Origin of the sequence: Stenotrophomonas sp. STK16_22 (assembly GCF_051984505.1) — a bacterium.
In the GTDB taxonomy this organism is placed as follows: Bacteria; Pseudomonadota; Gammaproteobacteria; order Xanthomonadales; family Xanthomonadaceae; genus Stenotrophomonas; species Stenotrophomonas maltophilia_A.
The window spans coordinates 4,067,403-4,085,658 of record NZ_CP196972.1 but is presented as its reverse complement, the minus strand read 5'-3'; the positions used below and the strand labels follow the sequence as shown (position 1 = coordinate 4,085,658).

The 18,256-nt window shown below is 66.1% G+C and carries 16 protein-coding genes; 12 read left to right on the top strand and 4 right to left on the bottom strand.

Annotation, left to right across the window (positions count from 1 at the left end):
* The first annotated feature begins 1 nt into the window (after position 1).
* Positions 2-2,098 carry a prolyl oligopeptidase family serine peptidase gene (locus ACSYAO_RS18875; protein ID WP_049463220.1) on the top strand — a complete coding sequence of 699 codons (2,097 nt, stop codon included), beginning with the start codon at positions 2-4 and terminating at the stop codon, positions 2,096-2,098.
* A 136-nt stretch (positions 2,099-2,234) separates the two neighbouring features.
* On the opposite strand, the gene ACSYAO_RS18870 is transcribed toward ACSYAO_RS18875, so the two are convergent.
* On the bottom strand, positions 2,235-3,422 hold the full coding sequence (locus ACSYAO_RS18870) for a pyridoxal phosphate-dependent aminotransferase (RefSeq protein WP_149908687.1): 1,188 nt from the start codon (positions 3,420-3,422) through the stop codon (positions 2,235-2,237).
* A gap of 192 nt (positions 3,423-3,614) precedes the next feature.
* On the opposite strand from ACSYAO_RS18870, the gene ACSYAO_RS18865 reads away from it, so the two are divergent.
* From ACSYAO_RS18865 to hslU, 9 genes are all read left to right on the top strand, one after another.
* Positions 3,615-5,726 carry a S9 family peptidase gene (locus ACSYAO_RS18865; protein WP_049399231.1) on the top strand — a complete coding sequence of 704 codons (2,112 nt, stop codon included), beginning with the start codon at positions 3,615-3,617 and terminating at the stop codon, positions 5,724-5,726.
* Between the two features lie 54 nt (positions 5,727-5,780).
* Positions 5,781-6,206: a YbaN family protein gene (locus tag ACSYAO_RS18860; protein WP_049463222.1), complete on the top strand. Its 426-nt coding sequence runs from the start codon at positions 5,781-5,783 to the stop codon at positions 6,204-6,206.
* Between the two features lie 69 nt (positions 6,207-6,275).
* Positions 6,276-6,548 carry an LPS translocon maturation chaperone LptM gene (gene lptM, locus ACSYAO_RS18855; RefSeq protein WP_049463223.1) on the top strand — a complete coding sequence of 91 codons (273 nt, stop codon included), beginning with the start codon at positions 6,276-6,278 and terminating at the stop codon, positions 6,546-6,548.
* Complete coding sequence (gene dapF / locus ACSYAO_RS18850; protein WP_049463224.1) at positions 6,541-7,392, top strand: diaminopimelate epimerase; 852 nt, start codon at positions 6,541-6,543, stop codon at positions 7,390-7,392. The genes lptM and dapF overlap by 8 nt, the downstream gene beginning before the upstream one ends.
* Positions 7,389-8,063: a DUF484 family protein gene (locus tag ACSYAO_RS18845; protein WP_049463225.1), complete on the top strand. Its 675-nt coding sequence runs from the start codon at positions 7,389-7,391 to the stop codon at positions 8,061-8,063. The genes dapF and ACSYAO_RS18845 overlap by 4 nt, the downstream gene beginning before the upstream one ends.
* 13 nt (positions 8,064-8,076) lie before the next feature.
* Positions 8,077-8,967, top strand: coding sequence for a tyrosine recombinase XerC (gene xerC / locus ACSYAO_RS18840; RefSeq protein ID WP_049463226.1), 891 nt, complete (start codon positions 8,077-8,079; stop codon positions 8,965-8,967).
* A 77-nt stretch (positions 8,968-9,044) separates the two neighbouring features.
* Positions 9,045-9,245 (top strand): DUF3079 domain-containing protein, encoded by a 201-nt coding sequence (locus ACSYAO_RS18835; protein ID WP_032129030.1) that lies wholly within the window; start codon positions 9,045-9,047, stop codon positions 9,243-9,245.
* 172 nt (positions 9,246-9,417) lie between these two features.
* Positions 9,418-9,969 (top strand): ATP-dependent protease subunit HslV, encoded by a 552-nt coding sequence (gene hslV / locus ACSYAO_RS18830; RefSeq protein WP_005411093.1) that lies wholly within the window; start codon positions 9,418-9,420, stop codon positions 9,967-9,969.
* Between the two features lie 103 nt (positions 9,970-10,072).
* A complete protein-coding gene (gene hslU, locus ACSYAO_RS18825; RefSeq protein WP_014038532.1) occupies positions 10,073-11,446 on the top strand; it encodes an ATP-dependent protease ATPase subunit HslU in 1,374 nt (457 codons plus the stop codon).
* A 54-nt stretch (positions 11,447-11,500) separates the two neighbouring features.
* Here the strand turns inward: hslU and ACSYAO_RS18820 are convergent, their stop codons facing one another.
* From ACSYAO_RS18820 to smeT, 3 genes are read right to left on the bottom strand one after another with little or no spacing between them, the layout of a single operon-like run.
* Positions 11,501-12,493, bottom strand: a complete 993-nt coding sequence (locus ACSYAO_RS18820) for a Gfo/Idh/MocA family protein (protein WP_149908686.1) — start codon at positions 12,491-12,493, stop codon at positions 11,501-11,503.
* A 35-nt stretch (positions 12,494-12,528) separates the two neighbouring features.
* Positions 12,529-13,038: a MepB family protein gene (locus tag ACSYAO_RS18815; RefSeq protein ID WP_049399243.1), complete on the bottom strand. Its 510-nt coding sequence runs from the start codon at positions 13,036-13,038 to the stop codon at positions 12,529-12,531.
* The gene (gene smeT, locus ACSYAO_RS18810) at positions 13,035-13,694 is read right to left on the bottom strand and encodes an efflux transporter SmeDEF transcriptional repressor SmeT (RefSeq protein WP_032129009.1); all 660 of its coding nucleotides are present in this window, start codon (positions 13,692-13,694) and stop codon (positions 13,035-13,037) included. The genes ACSYAO_RS18815 and smeT overlap by 4 nt, the downstream gene beginning before the upstream one ends.
* 227 nt (positions 13,695-13,921) lie before the next feature.
* On the opposite strand from smeT, the gene smeD reads away from it, so the two are divergent.
* Together smeD and smeE are read left to right on the top strand one after the other, a co-directional pair.
* The gene (gene smeD, locus ACSYAO_RS18805; protein ID WP_149908685.1) at positions 13,922-15,106 is read left to right on the top strand and encodes a multidrug efflux RND transporter periplasmic adaptor subunit SmeD; all 1,185 of its coding nucleotides are present in this window, start codon (positions 13,922-13,924) and stop codon (positions 15,104-15,106) included.
* Between the two features lie 12 nt (positions 15,107-15,118).
* Entirely contained in the window at positions 15,119-18,241 is a 3,123-nt protein-coding gene (gene smeE, locus ACSYAO_RS18800) for a multidrug efflux RND transporter permease subunit SmeE (protein ID WP_032129007.1), read from the top strand.
* The last annotated feature ends 15 nt before the right edge of the window (positions 18,242-18,256 follow it).

The window sequence follows — 18,256 nt, the reverse complement described above, 5'->3', positions numbered from 1 at the left end:
AATGTCTCGACTCGCTTCCGCCTGCCTGCTGGCCGGCATGATGACCGCTGCCTCGGTGGGGACCGCCGTGGCCGCTGAAGACACCGATCGCTACGCCTGGCTCGAAGACGTCACCGGCGACAAGCCGCTGACCTGGGTCAAGGAACAGAACGCCAAGTCCGAGGCGCGCCTGGCGCAGACCCCGGCCTTCAAGCAGATGGAGACCAGCATCCGCGAGGTGCTCGACTCCGATGCCAAGATCCCCGGCGTGCAGAAGATCGGCGACTACTACTACAACTTCTGGAAGGACCAGCAGCACGAGCGCGGCCTGTGGCGGCGCACCACCCTGGCCGAGTACCGCAAGGCCTCGCCGCAGTGGGAAACCGTGCTCGACCTGGATGCGCTGAACAAGGCCGAGGGTGAGAACTGGGTCTGGCACGGCGCCGATTGCCTGCGCCCGGATTACAGCCGCTGCCTGATCGCGCTGTCGCGCGGTGGCGCCGACGCCGACGTCACCCGTGAGTTCGACCTGGCCAACAAGACCTGGATCAAGGACGGCTTCTTCCGTCCAGAGTCCAAGGGCGGCCTCAACTGGGTCGACCGCGACACCGTGTTCGTCTACACCGACTTCGGTGCGGGCTCGATGACCACCTCCGGCTACCCGCGCGTGGCCAAGCTGTGGAAGCGCGGCACGCCGATGACCTCGGCCACCGTGGTGTACGAAGGCAAGCCGGAGGACATGTACATCGCGGCGATGCACGATGACACCCCGGGCTTCGAGCGCAACCTGGTCAGCCGCACGCTGGCGTTCTACAACAACGAGCTCTACCTGCGTGGCGACGATGGCACGCTGACCAAGATCGACGCGCCGAATTCGGCCGAGAAGGGCCTGCACAAGCAGTGGCTGACCCTGGAACTGCGCGATCCGTGGACCGTGGGCGGCAAGACCTACGCGTCCGGTTCGCTGCTGGCGACGAAGCTGGACGACTTCCTGGCCGGCAAGCGCGACTTCGAGGTGCTGTTCACCCCGACCGCGACCACCTCGCTGGCCGGCGCCACCTGGACCAAGAGCCACCTGGTGCTGAACGTGCTGGATGACGTCAAGAACCGCCTGTCGGTGCTGACCCCGGGCGCCGATGGCTGGCAGACCAGCCGCTTCGTCGGCGCGCCGGCCTTTGGCACGCTGGCCGTGGGCGCAGTGGACAGCAACGACAGCGATGCGGTGTGGCTGACCGCCACCGACTACCTGACCCCGACCACGCTGGCTCTGGCCGAGATCGGCCAGGCGCCGGAAACGTTGAAGACCATGCCGGCCTTCTTCGATGCCAAGGGCAAGGTGATCGAGCAGCACTTCGCCACCAGCAAGGACGGCACCCGCGTGCCGTACTTCGTGGTGCACGACAAGGCGATGAAGCTGGACGGCTCCAACCCGACCCTGCTGTACGGCTATGGTGGCTTCGAGATCTCGCTGACCCCGAATTACTCAGGTGGCATGGGCCGCGCCTGGCTGGAGAAGGGCGGTGTGTACGTGGTCGCCAACATCCGTGGTGGTGGCGAGTACGGCCCGCGCTGGCACCAGGCAGCGCTGAAGCAGAACCGTCACAAGGCCTATGAAGACATGGCTGCGGTGGCGCGCGATCTGGTCAAGCGCAAGATCACCAGCGCCAAGCACCTGGGCGTGCAGGGTGGCAGCAACGGTGGCCTGCTGACCGGCAACATGCTGACCCAGTACCCGGAGCTGTTCGGTGCAGTGGTGGTGCAGGTGCCGCTGCTGGACATGAAGCGCTACAGCCACCTGTTGGCCGGTGCCTCGTGGATGGCCGAGTACGGTAACCCGGATACCAGCGACTGGGAGTTCATCAAGACCTTCTCGCCGTACCATCTGTTCAACGAGAAGAAGAACTACCCGCCGGTGCTGTTCACCACCTCCACCCGCGATGACCGCGTGCACCCGGGCCATGCCCGCAAGATGGCGGCGAAGATGATCGACGCCGGCAAGGACGTGACCTACTACGAGAACATCGAAGGTGGCCACGGCGGCGCAGCCAACAACGCGCAGGCCGCACACATGTCGGCGCTGGCCTACAGCTTCCTGTGGGAGCGGTTGGGCGGTAAATAAGCAGAACGGAAAACGCCGCCCCAGGGCGGCGTTTTTCGTTGGGTTCACGTATCCACGCATGGCGTGGATCTCCCTACGTATCGTGCGCTGGGTCAATAGATCCACGCCATGCGTGGATGCCGTTCGCGCAGATCGATCAGGCGCCCAAGCTCTTCAACCCGCGTGCAATCCGCGCCACCGCCTCCTGCAGCCGCGGCACTTCCTGGGTATAGGCCAGGCGCACATGCTGGTTGGCGCGATGGAAACCGAAATCCAGCCCCGGGGTGAACGCCACGTGCTCGGTTTCCAGGAAGTGCGCGCAGAACGCCTGCGCGTCGTCAGTGAACGCGCTGACGTCGGCGTACAGGTAGAACGCACCCTGCGGTTCCACTTCGATGCGGAAACCAAGCTCGCGCAGCGCCGGCAGCAGATAGTCGCGACGCTGGCGGAACGCCTCGCGGCGCTGTTCGAAGATCGCCATCGATTCCTCGCTGAAGCAGGCAAGTGCGGCATGCTGGGCGATGCTCGACGCGCTGATGTACAGGTTCTGTGCCAGCTTCTCCAGGTCCGGCACCGCCGCTGGCGGCGCCACCAGCCAACCCAGCCGCCAGCCGGTCATGCCGAAATACTTGGAGAAGCTGTTCAGCACGAACGCGCTGTCGTCCACCTGCAGCACGCTGGGTGCATCCAGGCCGTAGGTCAGGCCGTGGTAGATCTCGTCCACCACCAGATGGCCGCCACGCGCGTGCAGGGCCTGCGACAGTGCCGCCAGTTCGTCGGCGGACAGCACGGTGCCGGTCGGATTGGCGGGGGAGGCCACCAGTGCGCCGACGCTGTCGGCATTCCAGTGCTGTTCCACCAGCGACGGTGTGAGCTGGTAGGCGGTGTCCGGGCCGACCGGCACCAGCTGTGCACCGCCTTCCACCAGGCGCAGGAAATGACGGTTGCAGGGGTAGCCGGGGTCGGCCAGCAGCCAGTGGCGGCCGGGGTCGACCAGCAGGCTGCTGGCCAGCAGCAGCGCACCGGAGCCGCCGGGAGTGACCAGGATGCGTTCGGGATCGATATCCAGCCCGTAGTGGCTGCGATAGAAGCCACTGATCGCCTGGCGCAGGGCCGGCAGGCCACGTGCGGCGGTGTAGCGGGTATGGCCGGCGGCCAATGCGGCCTGGCCGGCACGCACGACCGGTTCGGCCGTGGTGAAGTCCGGTTCGCCGATTTCCAGATGGATCACATCGTGGCCCGCCTGTTCCAGCGCCTGCGCGCGGGCCAGCAGGGACATCACGTGGAACGGAGCGATTTCATGGCTGCGCCGGCTGTAGCCCGGCGTGTGGGGCAGGGTACTCATGTGCCCATGGTACGCCGCGCGTCCTGGTAGTGCCGGTCGCTGGCCGGCAACCACCCGCCTCTGTTTATCCCGAGGTTGCCGGCCAGCGGCCAGCACGACCCATGACCATCCGCAGGGTTGCCCGCAACCCTCCTGCAACCCAGACTCGAGCACAAGGACGCCATTGCATTGCGGCTCAAGGAGCCTTATCTCATGAAATCCACCCTCTGCCTGTTGCTTGCGAGCCTGATGACCACCACTGCCACCGCCGCCACGCCGCCCGTTCCGCCGGATGCCGCCAAGCATCCGCATGTGGTCAAGGCGCCGTTCGGCGCGACCCGCAACGACGACTATTACTGGCTGCGCGACGACAAGCGCGAGAACAAGGACATGCTGGCCTACCTGCAGGCCGAGAATGCCTATGCCGACCAGTTGCTGGCGCCGTTGAAGCCGCTGGAAGACACCCTGTACAAGGAGATCGTCGGCCGCATCAAGCAGGACGATTCCAGCGTGCCGGCGCGCGAGCGTGGCTACTGGTACTACAGCCGCTTCGAGACCGGCCAGGACTACCCGATCCACGCACGCCGCAAGGGCGGCATGGATGCCGCCGAGGAAATCCTGCTGGACGTCAACACGATGGCCGCCGGCAAGGGCTACTTCAGCGTCGGCTCGATGGAAGTCAGCCAGGACAACCAGCTGCTGGCCTGGGCCGATGATGACGTCGGTCGCCGCCAGTACACCATCCGCTTCAAGGACCTGGCCACCGGCAAGGTGCTGCCTGATGTGATCACCGGCAGCTCCGGCGACCTGGTCTGGGCCGACGACAACCGCACCGTGCTGTATGTCGAGAACGATCCGGAAACTCTGCTGACCGTGCGCGTGAAGAAGCACGTGCTGGGCACCCCGGCCAGCGCCGACACCGTCGTCTACGAAGAGAAGGACGACAGCTTCTACATGGGCATCGGCCGCACCCGCGACGATCGCTTCATCACCATCGGCGTGCACAGCACCGTGTCCTCGGAAGAGCGCTACGCGCCGGCCAGCGACCCGACCACGTTCACCGTACTGGCGCCGCGCCAGCGCGATGTGGAGTACGACGCTGACCACTACGACGGCCGCTGGGTGATCCGCACCAACGACGGTGCGAAGAATTTCAAGCTGGTCACCGCACCGACCGATGCGACCTCGCGCGCACAGTGGAAGGACTGGATCGCGCATGACGATGCGGTGTTCATCGAAGGCTTCGAGCTGTTCGATGCGTACACCGCCATCGCCGAACGTTCCGAGGGCCTGGAACGCATCCGCCTGCTGTTCAAGGATGGCCGCAGCGACTACGTGAAGGCCGATGAGCCGGCGTATTCGATGGGCCTGGGCGACAACACCGAGGCCGATACGCCGTGGCTGCGCTACGTCTACACCTCGATGACCACCCCGACCACCGTGTTCGAGCTGAACACCGCCACCGGTGAGCGCCGCCAGCTGAAGGTGCAGCCGGTGATCGGCTATGACGCGTCGAAGTACGAAACCGATCGTGTCTGGATCACCGCACGCGATGGCGTGAAGGTGCCGGTGTCGCTGGTCTACCGCAAGGGCTACCAGAAGGACGGCAAGGGCGCGCTGTTCCAGTACGCCTATGGCAGCTACGGCATGTCGATGGATCCGTACTTCAACCAGACCGCGGTGAGCCTGCTCGATCGTGGCGTGGTGTATGCCATCGCCCATATCCGTGGCGGCCAGGAGATGGGCCGCGACTGGTACGAGAACGGCAAACTGCTGCACAAGCAGAACACCTTCAACGACTTCATCGACGTCACCCGCGGCCTGGTCGCACAGGGCTGGGCGGCGAAGGATCGCGTCGCCGCGTCCGGCGGCAGCGCCGGTGGCCTGCTGATGGGCGCCGTGGCCAACCAGGCGCCGCAGGACTACCGGGTGATGGTGGCGCAGGTACCGTTTGTCGACGTGGTCACCACCATGCTCGACCCGACCATTCCGCTGACCACCAACGAATACGACGAGTGGGGCAACCCCGAGCAGAAGCAGTATTACGACTACATGCTGTCCTACTCGCCCTACGACAACGTGAAGCAGCAGGCGTACCCGGCGCTGTTCGTGGGCACCGGCCTGTGGGATTCGCAGGTGCAGTACTGGGAGCCGGCCAAGTGGGTGGCCAAGCTGCGTGACGACAACACCGGCCATTACCCGATCCTGTTCCGCACCAACATGGAAGCCGGCCACGGCGGCAAGTCGGGGCGCTTCCAGCGCTACCGTGAACTGTCCGAGTCGTACGCGTTCGTGCTGCAGCAGCTGGGCATCGCCCAGCCGTAATGGTGCAGGGGTGCCGGGCGTTGCCTGGCATCCCGAACCGGTATCCTTGCGGCCATGAGCCAGCCCGACCCCTCCGCATCCCGCGATGCTGCCACGCCACCGCGCGTGGTGCGTTTCCGCTGGGCGTGGTGGCTGCTGGCCTACGTCAGCCTGGGCACCGGTATCGTCGGCATCTTCGTGCCGGGCCTTCCCACCACCGTATTCATCCTGATCTCGGCCTGGGCTGCCTCGCGTGGTTCCGAGCGCCTGCACAACTGGCTGCTGCAGCACCCGCGCTTCGGCCCGGCCATTGCCAACTGGCAGGCACACGGGGCGGTCAGCCGCTACGGCAAGTGGATGGCCACGATCACCATGGCAGTGTGCGCCGGCATCATGCTGTGGTGCGTGCCGATCGCCTGGGTGAAGTGGTTTTCGATCGGCAGCATGACCGTGGTGGCGATCTGGCTGTGGACCCGGCCGCTGCCGCCACCGGAGCGGTAGTGCCGGCCGCTGGCCGGCACCCCGGTTCCCTGCACCAACCGCTCAGCCGCCAATGGCTATACTCGGGGCATGAAGATCCCCCATCGAAACGCCATCCTGATTCCGCTGGCAGCGGCCTCGCTGCTGCTCCTCGCCGCCTGCGGCAACAAGGGCCCGCTGGTACTGCCGCAGAAGCCGGTGCCGGTGGAAGAAACCGTCGAACCGGTTGCCGAGCCCGCTACCGAAGCGACCCCGGCGCAGACCGAAGGCAGCGCCACCCCGGCCACGACCGTGGACCCGGCTGCACCGACCACGCAACCGGCGCCTGCACCTGCGAAGAAGGTGGGCGGCGGGAATGAGTAAGGCCGGTTCCAAGGCGCTGCGCTTCAGCAAGATGCATGGCGCGGGCAATGATTTCGTAGTGATCGACCTGCGTGACGGCACTGCGCCGCCCACGCCTGAACTGGCCGCGCGCCTGGCCGACCGCCACACCGGCGTCGGCTGCGATCAGATCCTGACTATCGAAGCGCCGCGCGCGGAAGGCTCGGTGGCGTCGTACCGCATCTGGAATGCCGACGGTTCCAATTCCGAGCAGTGCGGCAATGGCGCGCGCTGCATCGCGGCCTGGCTGGTGCGCGAGGGCAGCGCGCAGGGCGATGCATTCGTCATCGACAGCCCGCTGGCCAGCCACGAAGTGAAGGTACTGGGCGAGGGGCAGTTTGCGGTGACGATGGGCGTGCCTGCGTTCGAGCCGGTCAACGTGCCGCTGGTGGGCTTCGCCCACGCACGCGAGGAGTACCTGCTGCCGCTGCAGGGCGAGAGCGTACGCTTCGCCGCGGTGTCGATGGGCAATCCGCATGCGGTGATCGAAGTGGGCCTGATCGATGCAGCACCCGTCGAGCGCGTCGGTTCGCTGCTGCAGCAGCATGCCTCGTTCCCGCGCTCGGTGAATGTGGGTTTTGCCCAGGTGATGAGCCCGGCGCATGCACGCCTGCGCGTGTTCGAGCGCGGCGTCGGTGAAACCCTGGCCTGTGGCAGTGGTGCCTGTGCCGCGGCGGTGACCCTGATGCAGCGTGGCCGCCTGCAGCGCGACGCGCGCATCAGCCTGCCCGGGGGTGACCTGCGCATCCAGTGGCCGGGCGATGGCCAGCCGGTGGTGATGGCCGGCCCGACCGCATTCGTCTTCGAAGGGGAGTGGATCGCATGACCGAAACCGTCGACAAGCTCGGGGCCCATGAAGTCGCTGCGTGGTTGCGGCGACATCCCGGCTTCCTCAAGCAGTTCCCGGACCTGGCCCTGACCCTGGTGGTGCCACGCGACGACGGCCCGACCGCGTCGCTGGCCAGCTACCAGCTGGAAGTGCTGCGCGAGAAGAACCGCGAGCTGGCACGACGGTTGGCCGATCTGGGTGCCACCGCCCAGGTCAATGAACGCCTGGCAGTGCGCACGCATCAGCTGACCCTGGCGCTGATGAAGCAGGACAACGCCGCCGACACCCTGCGTGCGATGGCAGCCTCGCTGCAGGAAGATTTCGCCGGCGACCTGGTGCGATTGGTGGTGCACGCGCCGGTGGCCGGGCTGGAGCAGGCCGACTGGCTGCAGGTGATTGCTGCCGATGATGCGCAGCTGGGCCCGTTCCGCGATTGTCTGAACGACGGCGAGCCGATCTGCGGCCGCCTGCAGCCGGAAAAGAACGCCGTGCTGTATGGCGTGCGCAGCGAAGAAGTGCAGACCACCGCGCTGTTGCCGTTGCCGGGCGTGGGCCTGATTGCTGTGGGCAGCCACGACCCGAACCGCTTCTACCCGGGCATGGGCACGCTGTTCCTGCGCATGATGGGCGATGCGTTGGCCACCGGCCTGAAGCGCTTCCCGGGCTGAGCAGGATACGACGATGAGCGCGGTACAGGCCTTCCTGCAGCATCTGCAGGTAGAGCGGCGGATGTCGGCGCATACGCTCGATGCCTACCGCCGTGACCTGGACGCGTTGTCGGTCTGGGCCGAGCCGCGCGGTGTTGCGGTGGACGCACTCGATGCCGAGGCGCTGCGCCAGTTCGTTGCCGATGAGCACCGCAGAGGCCTGTCACCCAAAAGCCTGCAGCGCCGCTTGTCGGCCTGCCGCAGCTTCTACGCCTGGCTGTTGAAGCATGGACGCATCGAGGTCAGCCCGGCGGCGACGCTGAAGGCGCCACGCGCACCGCGCCGGTTGCCGCAGGTGCTTGACGCCGACGAAGCCGTGCAGCTGGTCGAGCTGGAACCGGAAGGTGAGCTCGGCCGCCGTGACCGCGCGCTGCTGGAACTGTTCTATTCCTCTGGCCTGCGCCTGAGCGAAGTCTGCGCGCTGACCTGGCGCGACCTGGATTTCGACAGCGGCCTGGTCAACGTGATGGGCAAGGGCAATCGCCAGCGCCGCGTGCCGTTCGGCCGGCCTGCACGCGAAGCGCTGCAGGCGTGGCGTGCGGAAAGCGGGGGCGGCCCGGCCTCGCCGGTGTTTCCCGGCCGCAACGGGCCGATCAGCCAACGCGCGGTGCAGATCCGCATCCGCCAGCTGGCGCAGCGCCAGGGCCTGTTCAAGCACGTGCACCCGCACATGCTGCGGCACAGTTTCGCCAGCCACATCCTGGAATCGTCCGGTGACCTGCGTGGCGTGCAGGAACTGCTTGGCCATGCCGACATCGCCACCACGCAGATCTACACCCACCTTGATTTCCAGCACCTGGCCAAGGTCTACGACGCCGCGCATCCACGTGCGAAGCGCCGCAGCAAGGACGACAAGGCTGAATAAACCGTCCTTGATCTGGATCAGGGCAGGGCGGGCGCTACCGGCGCATCGTGGCCGCAGGCCACGAGGACACCGCCACCATGGCGAAGCCCATACCGTTGCATCCCAAACACCCCGAGCGCATCTGCTGGGGCTGCGACCGCTACTGCGCGGCTGACGCCCTGGCCTGCGGCAATGGCTCCGGCCGCACCCAGCATCCGATCGAGACGCAGGGTGAAGACTGGTACCTCGCCTGGGGCATCGAGCCCAATCCGGACCGGCCATCGCAGGCCAAGCGCTGAACGGCAGGCGTTCCACGTTCGGGCGGCGGGGTCCGCGCGCATTGCGATGCGCTCGTTAAAAGGGCGCCCTCTTCCCATGGGGCGCCACCAAGCGCTGAACGGCAGCCATCCGCGCAGGCTTGATCGCACCCGGTGCTGTCCCCATGTCCCGTGAACAGCTATCGGAGGCCGCATGGACCCCAGTCAGAATCCCAACGTTTTCCACGCCACCACCATCGTCTGCGTCCGTCGCGGCGAGCACGTGGCCATTGCCGGCGACGGCCAGGTCACGCTGGGCCACACCGTGATGAAGGGCAATGCACGCAAGGTGCGCCGTCTCGGACGTGATGGCCAGGTGCTGGCCGGCTTCGCCGGTGCCGCCGCCGATGCCTTCACCCTGTTCGAGCTGTTCGAGGCCAAGCTGGAAAAGCACGGCCAGCTGCAGCGCGCTGCGGTCGAACTGGCCAAGGATTGGCGCACCGAGCGCCGCCTCGGCAAGCTCGAGGCCCTGCTGGCAGTGGCCGACAAGGAAACCTCGCTGATCATCAGCGGCACCGGTGATGTGATCGAGCCGGAGGACGGCATCATCGCAATCGGTTCCGGTGGTTCCTATGCACTGTCGGCCGCGCGCGCACTGATGGCGCACACCGAACTGGATGCGCGCACCATTGCCAGCGAAGCGATCGGCATTGCCGGCGACATCTGCATCTACACCAACCGCAACGTGGTGGTCGAGGAGCTGTGAGGGGCGTGCCGGCCGCTGGCCGGCAACCTCATGATCCCCCGCACGCGTGCCTGGTTGCCGGCCAGTGGCCGGCACTACCGACAATGAATCCGTGAGCACATCCATGTCGAAGATCGAAGTTTCCTCCGCCACCATGACCCCGCGCGAGATCGTGCAGGAACTGGACCGGCATATCGTGGGCCAGCACGACGCCAAGCGCGCCGTGGCCATTGCCCTGCGCAACCGCTGGCGCCGCATGCAGCTGGTGCCCGAGCTGCGCAATGAAGTGATGCCGAAGAACATCCTGATGATCGGCCCGACCGGCGTCGGCAAGACCGAGATCGCGCGTCGACTGGCCACCCTGGCCAACGCGCCGTTCGTCAAGGTTGAAGCCACCCGCTTCACCGAAGTCGGCTACGTCGGCAAGGACGTCGAGCAGATCATCCGCGACCTGGCCGATACCGCGGTCAAGCTGTACCGCGAACAGGCCAAGGTGCGCGTGCGTACCCAGGCCGAAGAACGCGCCGAAGACCGCATCCTCGATGCGCTGCTGCCGCGCCGCAGCGGTGGCATCGGTTTCGATCCGGAAGTCGCCCGCAACGAGCCGTCGGCGCAGGACAACGAGACCCGCATCAAGTTCCGCAAGATGCTGCGCAACGGTGAGCTGGACGAACGCGAGATCGAGCTCGACCTGGCTGCCAACGTCAGCATGGACATCATGACCCCGCCGGGCATGGAGGAAATGGGCCAGCAGCTGAAGTCGATGTTCGCCAACCTCGGCGGCGGCGCCAAGGCGCACAAGCGCACGCTGACCATCAAGGCCGCGCGTCCGCTGCTGATCGAGGAAGAAGCCGGCAAGCTGGTCAACGAGGACGACATCCGCACTGCCGCGATCGAGGCCTGCGAGCAGCACGGCATCGTCTTCATCGACGAGATCGACAAGGTTGCCAAGCGTGGTGACAACGTGGGTGGTGGCGACGTCTCGCGCGAAGGCGTGCAGCGCGACCTGCTGCCGCTGGTGGAAGGCTCCAACGTGTCCACCAAGTACGGCACGATCAAGACCGATCACATCCTGTTCATTGCTTCGGGTGCGTTCCACCTGGCCAAGCCCAGCGATCTGATTCCGGAGCTGCAGGGCCGCTTCCCGATCCGCGTGGAGCTGGGTGCGCTGAGCAAGGGTGATTTCGTGCGTATCCTGACCGAGCCGAAGGCCGCGCTGACCAAGCAGTACGAAGCGCTGCTGGCCACCGAAGGCGTCAAGGTCAGCTTCACTGCCGACGCCATCGATCGTCTGGCCGAGATCGCCTTCCAGGTGAACGAGCGCCAGGAGAACATCGGTGCCCGTCGCCTGCACACCGTACTGGAGCGCCTGTTGGATTCGCTCAGCTACGAGGCACCGGACCGCGACGGCGAAACCCTGGCCATCGACAGCGCTTACGTCGATGCGCACCTGGGTGAGCTGGTGCAGGACCCGGACCTGAGCCGCTACATCCTGTAACGCCCGACGCTGCAAAGCATGAGGCCGCCGAAAGGCGGCCTTTTGCGTTGGCAGTCAGCGCGAGTGCCGTGTGCGGTAGGCCTGCAGCACCTGGTCGATCACCGCACTGGTGCGGGCGGCGCTGATGCCGTTGGATGGTGAGTGGCCGCTGCCGCGCAGCTCATCCACCAGAGTGGCGATCAACGGCTGCTGGATCGACGGCGGGTTCGGGATGTCGAACGCCTGCACGCCCGCTTCCGTCTCCAGAACCACTGGAACGTCCTCGAAGGTGGCAAAGCGCAGTTGTCCGCGATCGCCGGTGATTTCGATTTCATCCTGGCGGCGGAACGCGCAGAAACTCCATTGCGCGATGCCGTGCGCCCCCGTCCCGGTGCGGAAGCACATCGAAACGCTGTCCTCGGCGGCGTAGGCGCCGGTCAACGAGCTGGCCAGGCCACGCACATCGCTCAGCGGCCCCAGCAGATGATCCAGCAGGTCCAGGGTGTGCGAGCCCAGATCGACGAACAGCCCGCCGCCGGCGATCGCCGGGTTGGTCCGCCAGAAGTCCGGCGATGCAGCGTTCGCCGAATGCGGCCGGTGCAGGGTGGCGTGCACGCTGCGCGGCGTGCCGATCGTGCCGCTGTCCAGCAGCCGCTTCACCTGCGCGAAGCGGGGCAGGGCGCGGCGGTAGTAGGCCACGAACACCGGCACGCCACTGCGCGCGCTGGCTTCAATGATGCGCTGGCACTCGCCGTGATCCATGGCCATCGGCTTTTCGATGTAGACCGGCTTGCCCGCGGCAATCGCCTGCAATGCGTAGTGCATGTGCGTGGAGGGCGGCGTCGCAACGTAGATCGCGTTCACTTCCGGGTCGGCGATGAGTGCATCGGCGTCCGCGTACCAGCGGGGAATCGCATGGCGCCGCGCATAATCCTCGGCCAATGCCGCATTGCGGCGCATGACCGCGGCCACCCGTGAGCCCGGCGTGTTGGCCAGGGCCGGCCCGCTCTTCTTCTCGGTGACGCTGCCACAGCCGATGAAGCCCCACACCACGTTGTCCAGGATCATCACGATGCGTCCAGAAAAGGGAAGGTCCGCCGGGTTCAACCCAACAGTGAGCGTAATCGATCACCGGCGGAGGCGGAGACATCGGCACCGGTGGGCAGGAAGCAACGAAGCTGCCACTGCCGGGTCCGGATCGCGTCCTTTGCGGTCGGCGTGCTCCACGGCGGATAGACACGGAGGGCGCGCTTTCCGCCCTCGCCATCGCGCGACATCACGCCGCGCTCGATCAGCAGGTCACGACTGAAGATGAACTGTCCGCGCTGTGTTCCGTCGAAGACCGCGATCACCACGAAGTGCACAGCATCGGCTGCATCCAATGGAGCGATATCAGAACCGGGGGCGGGGCGCTTCCACAGGGTTACGAACTGGCCGGTCTTGGTGGGGGTGATCTTCGCGACGCGGAACACGATGCTGTGACCCTCAAGGGCAAAGCGGCAGGCACCGTACTCTGCGCTTTCCGCTTCCGCCACGATCGGTCCGGTCAACTGCAGCCCTGCGGGCAGGTAGAGATCGTGCAGTGCCGCAGTGGCGGCAGCAATGCCGCTCATGCTTCCGGCAGCGGCTCGGGCACCGTTCCGGGCACGAACACGCCTTCTTTCACGTAGGCGGCCAGGGTCATGTCCAGCGCAAGCATGCCGTCGCGCTTGAGGTCCATCAGTTCCGGTTCGACCATCGCGCCATGCAGTACGCCCAGCACAGTGGCGTGCAGCATGCGCGCGGCGATCTTCGGGTCCGCGCCTTCGCGCAGCTGGCCCAGGTCCTGGGCCCGGCGCAGGGCGCGCTCCATCCGGTCCAGCGCGTCGCGGAAGCCGGCCTGCTGCATTTCGGTCAGCACCTTGGTATCGGCCGAGGCGTCGCTGCGCAGCATGATCTCCATGGTCTTGCGCAGGCGTTCGTCCTCGGACAGCTCGATGAACGAGTGGATCATCACTGCGCGCAGGTCGTGCACCGGTGTGTCGCGCTGGTCGGTGGAGGTGCGCTCCAGTTCCTGCATGAAGGGCAGGTGCACCCGTTCGACGATCGCGGCCAGCACCTCGCTCTTGTTCTTGAAGTGCCAGTACACCGCGCCACGGGTATAGCCGGCGCGGGCACCGATCATCTCCAGCGTGGTACGGGCCACGCCGTGTTCATGGAAGCAGGCTTCGGCGGCGTCAAGGATGCCTTCCCGGGTTGCCTGGGTGTCCTCTTTGGTCTTGCGGGCCATGGGTGTGGGTACGAGTGCGGGTGAAACGTGGCTGAATTGTACCGGTTTACAAACAAACAAGCATGTATGTATATTTCGCACCCATCATTCCCGTCGTGTGCGTGGCAGGCCCGTCCGGCTCCCACTCCACCCGGGTGGGCGCTGTTCGCACGGTCTTCACCTTCGCTGGTGGAGGGTCCGCCGTATCAGCGCTGGCTGAGACCCTTTCCTTCAAGAGCCTTTCCGTCATGTTGCTGAGCCGAATCCGACCCTTTGCACTGTCGCTGGCAATCGCCGCGACCGTGGCTGCCTGCGGCGGCCAACCCCAGGCCCCCGAACAGGGCCCGGGTGACGTCACAGTGGTCACGCTGAAGTCCGAGACCGTGGGCCTGACCCGCGAGCTGCCGGGCCGTACCAACGCCTTCCTGGTCGCCGAAGTGCGTCCGCAGGTCAACGGCATCGTCGCCAAGCGCCTGTTCACCGAGGGCGGCATGGTCAAGGCCGGCGAGCCGCTATACCAGATCGAGGACGCCAGCTACCGCGCACAGGCCAACAGTGCCCGTGCGCAGCTGGCGCGTGCCGAGGCCACCGCCAACGCCGCGCGCCTGAGCGCCAAGCGCATCACCGAGCTGGCCAAGGTTGATGCGGTCAGCCAGCAGGACCTGGAAAACGCGGTGGCCGCGCAGAAGCAGGCCGAGGCTGACGTGGGCGCCGCCAAGGCCTCGCTGGATGCGGCCAACGTCACTCTGGGCTACGCCCGCATCACCGCCCCGATCAGCGGCCGCATCGGCAAGTCCAGCGTCACCCAGGGTGCGCTGGTCAGCGCCGGCCAGGCCAATGCACTGGCCACCGTGCAGCAGCTGGACCCGATCTATGTCGACCTGACCCAGTCCTCGGCCGAGCTGCTGCAGCTGCGTCGTGAGCTGGCCGCGGGCCGCCTGCAGGACAACCAGACGCTGCCGGTCAGCATCCTGATGGAAGACGGCAGCACCTTCGAGCACAAGGGTACGCTGGAATTCTCCGAAGTCAGCGTCGACCCGGCCACTGGCAGCTTCGGCCTGCGCGTGAAGGTGGACAATCCGGATGGCCTGCTGATGCCGGGCACGTACGTGCGCGCGGTGATCGGCGGCGGCGTGCGCAGCGATGCGTTGCTGGTGCCGATGGCCGGCATCGCCCGCGATCCGAAGGGTGACACCTCGGCGATGGTGGTCGACAAGGACAACAAGGTCGAAGTGCGCCCGGTCAAGGTCAGCCGCACGGTCGGCGACAAGTGGCTGGTCGAGGACGGTCTGAAGGCCGGCGACAAGGTCATCGTCGAAGGCCTGCAGAAGATCGGCCCCGGCATGCCGGTCAAGGCCACCGAGAAGGGCGCTGCTCCGGCCAAGCCGGCAGCGGCCGCCCAGCCTGCCGCTCCGGCCGGCGACGCGAAGTAAGCGGAGAACCCCATGGCACGCTTTTTCATCGATCGACCCATCTTTGCATGGGTGATCGCCATCATCATCATGCTCGCCGGCGGCCTGGCCCTGTTCAAGCTGCCGGTCTCGATGTACCCCAACGTCGCACCGCCGGCGGTGGAAATCAGCGCCACCTACCCGGGTGCATCGGCCAAGGTGGTCGAGGACTCGGTGACGCAGATCATCGAGCAGAACATGAAGGGCCTTGATGGCCTGATCTATTTCTCCTCCAACAGCTCGTCCAACGGCCAGGCCACCATCACCCTGACCTTCGAGAGCGGCACCAACCCGGACATCGCCCAGGTGCAGGTGCAGAACAAGCTGCAGCTGGCCATGCCGCTGCTGCCGCAGGAAGTGCAGCGGCAGGGCATCAACGTGGCCAAGTCCAGCTCGGGCTTCCTGAACGTCATCGCGTTCGTGTCCGAGAACGGCAGCATGGACGCCAACGACATCGCCGACTACGTCGGTTCCAATGTCGTCGACCGTCTGAGCCGCGTGCCGGGCGTGGGCAACATCCAGGTGTTCGGTGGCAAGTACGCCATGCGTATCTGGCTGGACCCGAACAAGCTGCACACCTACGGCCTGTCCGTTGCGGAAGTGACCGCAGCAGTCAAGGCACAGAACGCCCAGGTGGCCATCGGCCAGCTCGGCGGCGCGCCGTCGATCAAGGGCCAGCAGCTCAACGCCACCATCAATGCGCAGTCGCGCCTGCAGACCCCGGAACAGTTCCGCAACATCATCGTGCGCGGTGCGCAGGACGGTGCCGAACTGCGCCTGGGCGATGTCGCCCGCGTCGAACTGGGTGCAGAGTCCTACGACTTCGTCACCCGCTACAACGGCCAGCCGGCCAGCGGCCTGGCGGTTACCCTGGCCACCGGCGCCAACGCGCTGGATACCGCGGCCGGCGTGGATGCCGCGCTGCAGGACATGAAGAGCTTCTTCCCGGCCGGCCTGAAGGCCGAGATCCCGTACGACACCACCCCGTTCGTGCGCGTGTCGATCAAGGGCGTGGTGCAGACCCTGATCGAAGCGATCGTGCTGGTGTTCGTGGTGATGTACCTGTTCCTGCAGAACTTCCGCGCCACCCTGATCCCGACCATCGCCGTGCCGGTGGTGCTGCTGGGTACCTTCGGCGTGCTGGCGATGCTGGGCTTCTCGGTGAACATGCTGACCATGTTCGCGATGGTGCTGGCGATCGGCCTGCTGGTGGACGATGCCATCGTGGTGGTGGAGAACGTCGAGCGCATCATGTCCGAGGAAGGACTGTCGCCGCTTGAGGCCACCCGCAAGTCGATGGGCCAGATCACCGGCGCGCTGGTGGGTATCGGCCTGGTGCTGTCGGCGGTGTTCGTGCCGATGGCCTTCATGAGCGGCTCCACCGGCGTGATCTACCGCCAGTTCTCGGCCACGATCGTTTCGGCGATGGCGCTGTCGGTGCTGGTCGCGATCGTGCTGACCCCGGCGCTGTGCGCGACCATGCTCAAGCCGCTGAAGAAGGGTGAGCACCACGTCGCACACAAGGGCTGGTCCGGTCGTTTCTTCAATGGTTTCAACCGCGGCTTCGACCGCACCAGCGAAAGCTACCAGCGCGGTGTGCGCGGCATCATCCACCGTCCGTGGCGCTTCATGGGCATCGTGGCGGCACTGTTCGTGCTGATGGGCGTGCTGTTCGTGCGCCTGCCCAGCTCGTTCCTGCCCAACGAAGACCAGGGCGTGCTGATGGCGCTGGTGCAGGCGCCGGTCGGTGCCACCCAGGAACGTACGCTGGAATCGATCGCGGCACTGGAAAACCACTTCCTGCAGAACGAGAAGGATGCGGTGGACTCGGTGTTCTCGGTGCAGGGCTTCAGCTTCGCCGGTATGGGCCAGAACGCGGGCATGGCATTCGTCAAGCTGAAGGACTGGAGCGAGCGTGACGCCGACAATGGCGTGATGCCGATCACCGGTCGCGCGATGGCGGCACTGGGCCAGATCAAGGATGCCTTCATCTTCGCCTTCCCGCCGCCGGCCATTCCGGAACTGGGTACCGCTTCGGGCTACACCTTCTTCCTGAAGGACAACAGCGGCCAGGGCCACGAGGCACTGGTGGCCGCGCGCAACCAGCTGCTGGGCCTCGCCGCCGGCAGCAAGAAGCTGGCCAACGTGCGCCCGAACGGCCAGGAAGACACGCCGCAGTTCCGCATCGACATCGATGCAGCCAAGGCGACCTCGCTGGGGCTGTCGATCGACCAGATCAACGGTACCTTGGCCGCCGCATGGGGCAGCTCGTACATCGACGACTTCGTCGATCGTGGCCGCGTCAAGCGTGTGTTCGTGCAGGCCGACCAGCCGTTCCGCATGGTGCCGGAGGACTTCGATCTCTGGTCCGTGAAGAACGACAAGGGTGAGATGGTGCCGTTCAGTGCCTTCGCCACCAAGCACTGGGATTACGGTTCGCCGCGCCTGGAACGCTACAACGGTGTGTCGGCGATGGAAATCCAGGGCGAACCGGCCCCGGGTGTCGCGTCCGGTGATGCCATGGCCGAGATCGAACAGCTGGCCAAGCAGCTGCCGGCGGGCTTCGGCATCGAGTGGACGGCGATGTCCTACCAGGAACGCCAGGCCGGCTCGCAGACGCCGCTGCTGTACACGCTGTCGCTGATGATCGTGTTCCTGTGCCTGGCCGCGATGTATGAAAGCTGGAGCGTGCCGACCGCGGTGCTGCTGGCGGCCCCGCTGGGCATCCTCGGCGCGGTGCTGGCCAATACCTTCAAGGGCCTGGAACGCGACATCTACTTCCAGGTGGCGATGCTGACCACGGTGGGCCTGACCAGCAAGAACGCGATCCTGATCGTCGAGTTCGCCAAGGAAAACCTGGAGAAGGGGGCCAGCCTGATCGAGTCGATCATGCACGCCGTGCGCGACCGCTTGCGCCCGATCGTGATGACCTCGCTGGCCTTCGGCATGGGCGTGGTGCCGCTGGCAATCTCCACCGGTGCCGGCTCCGGTGCCAAGCAGGCGATCGGCACCGGTGTGCTTGGCGGCATGATCGTCGGCACCGTGCTCGGCGTGTTCTTCGTGCCGCTGTTCTTCGTGGTGGTGCAGCGCGTGTTCAAGCGCAAATCCTCCACGTAAGCGAAACGGTAGTGC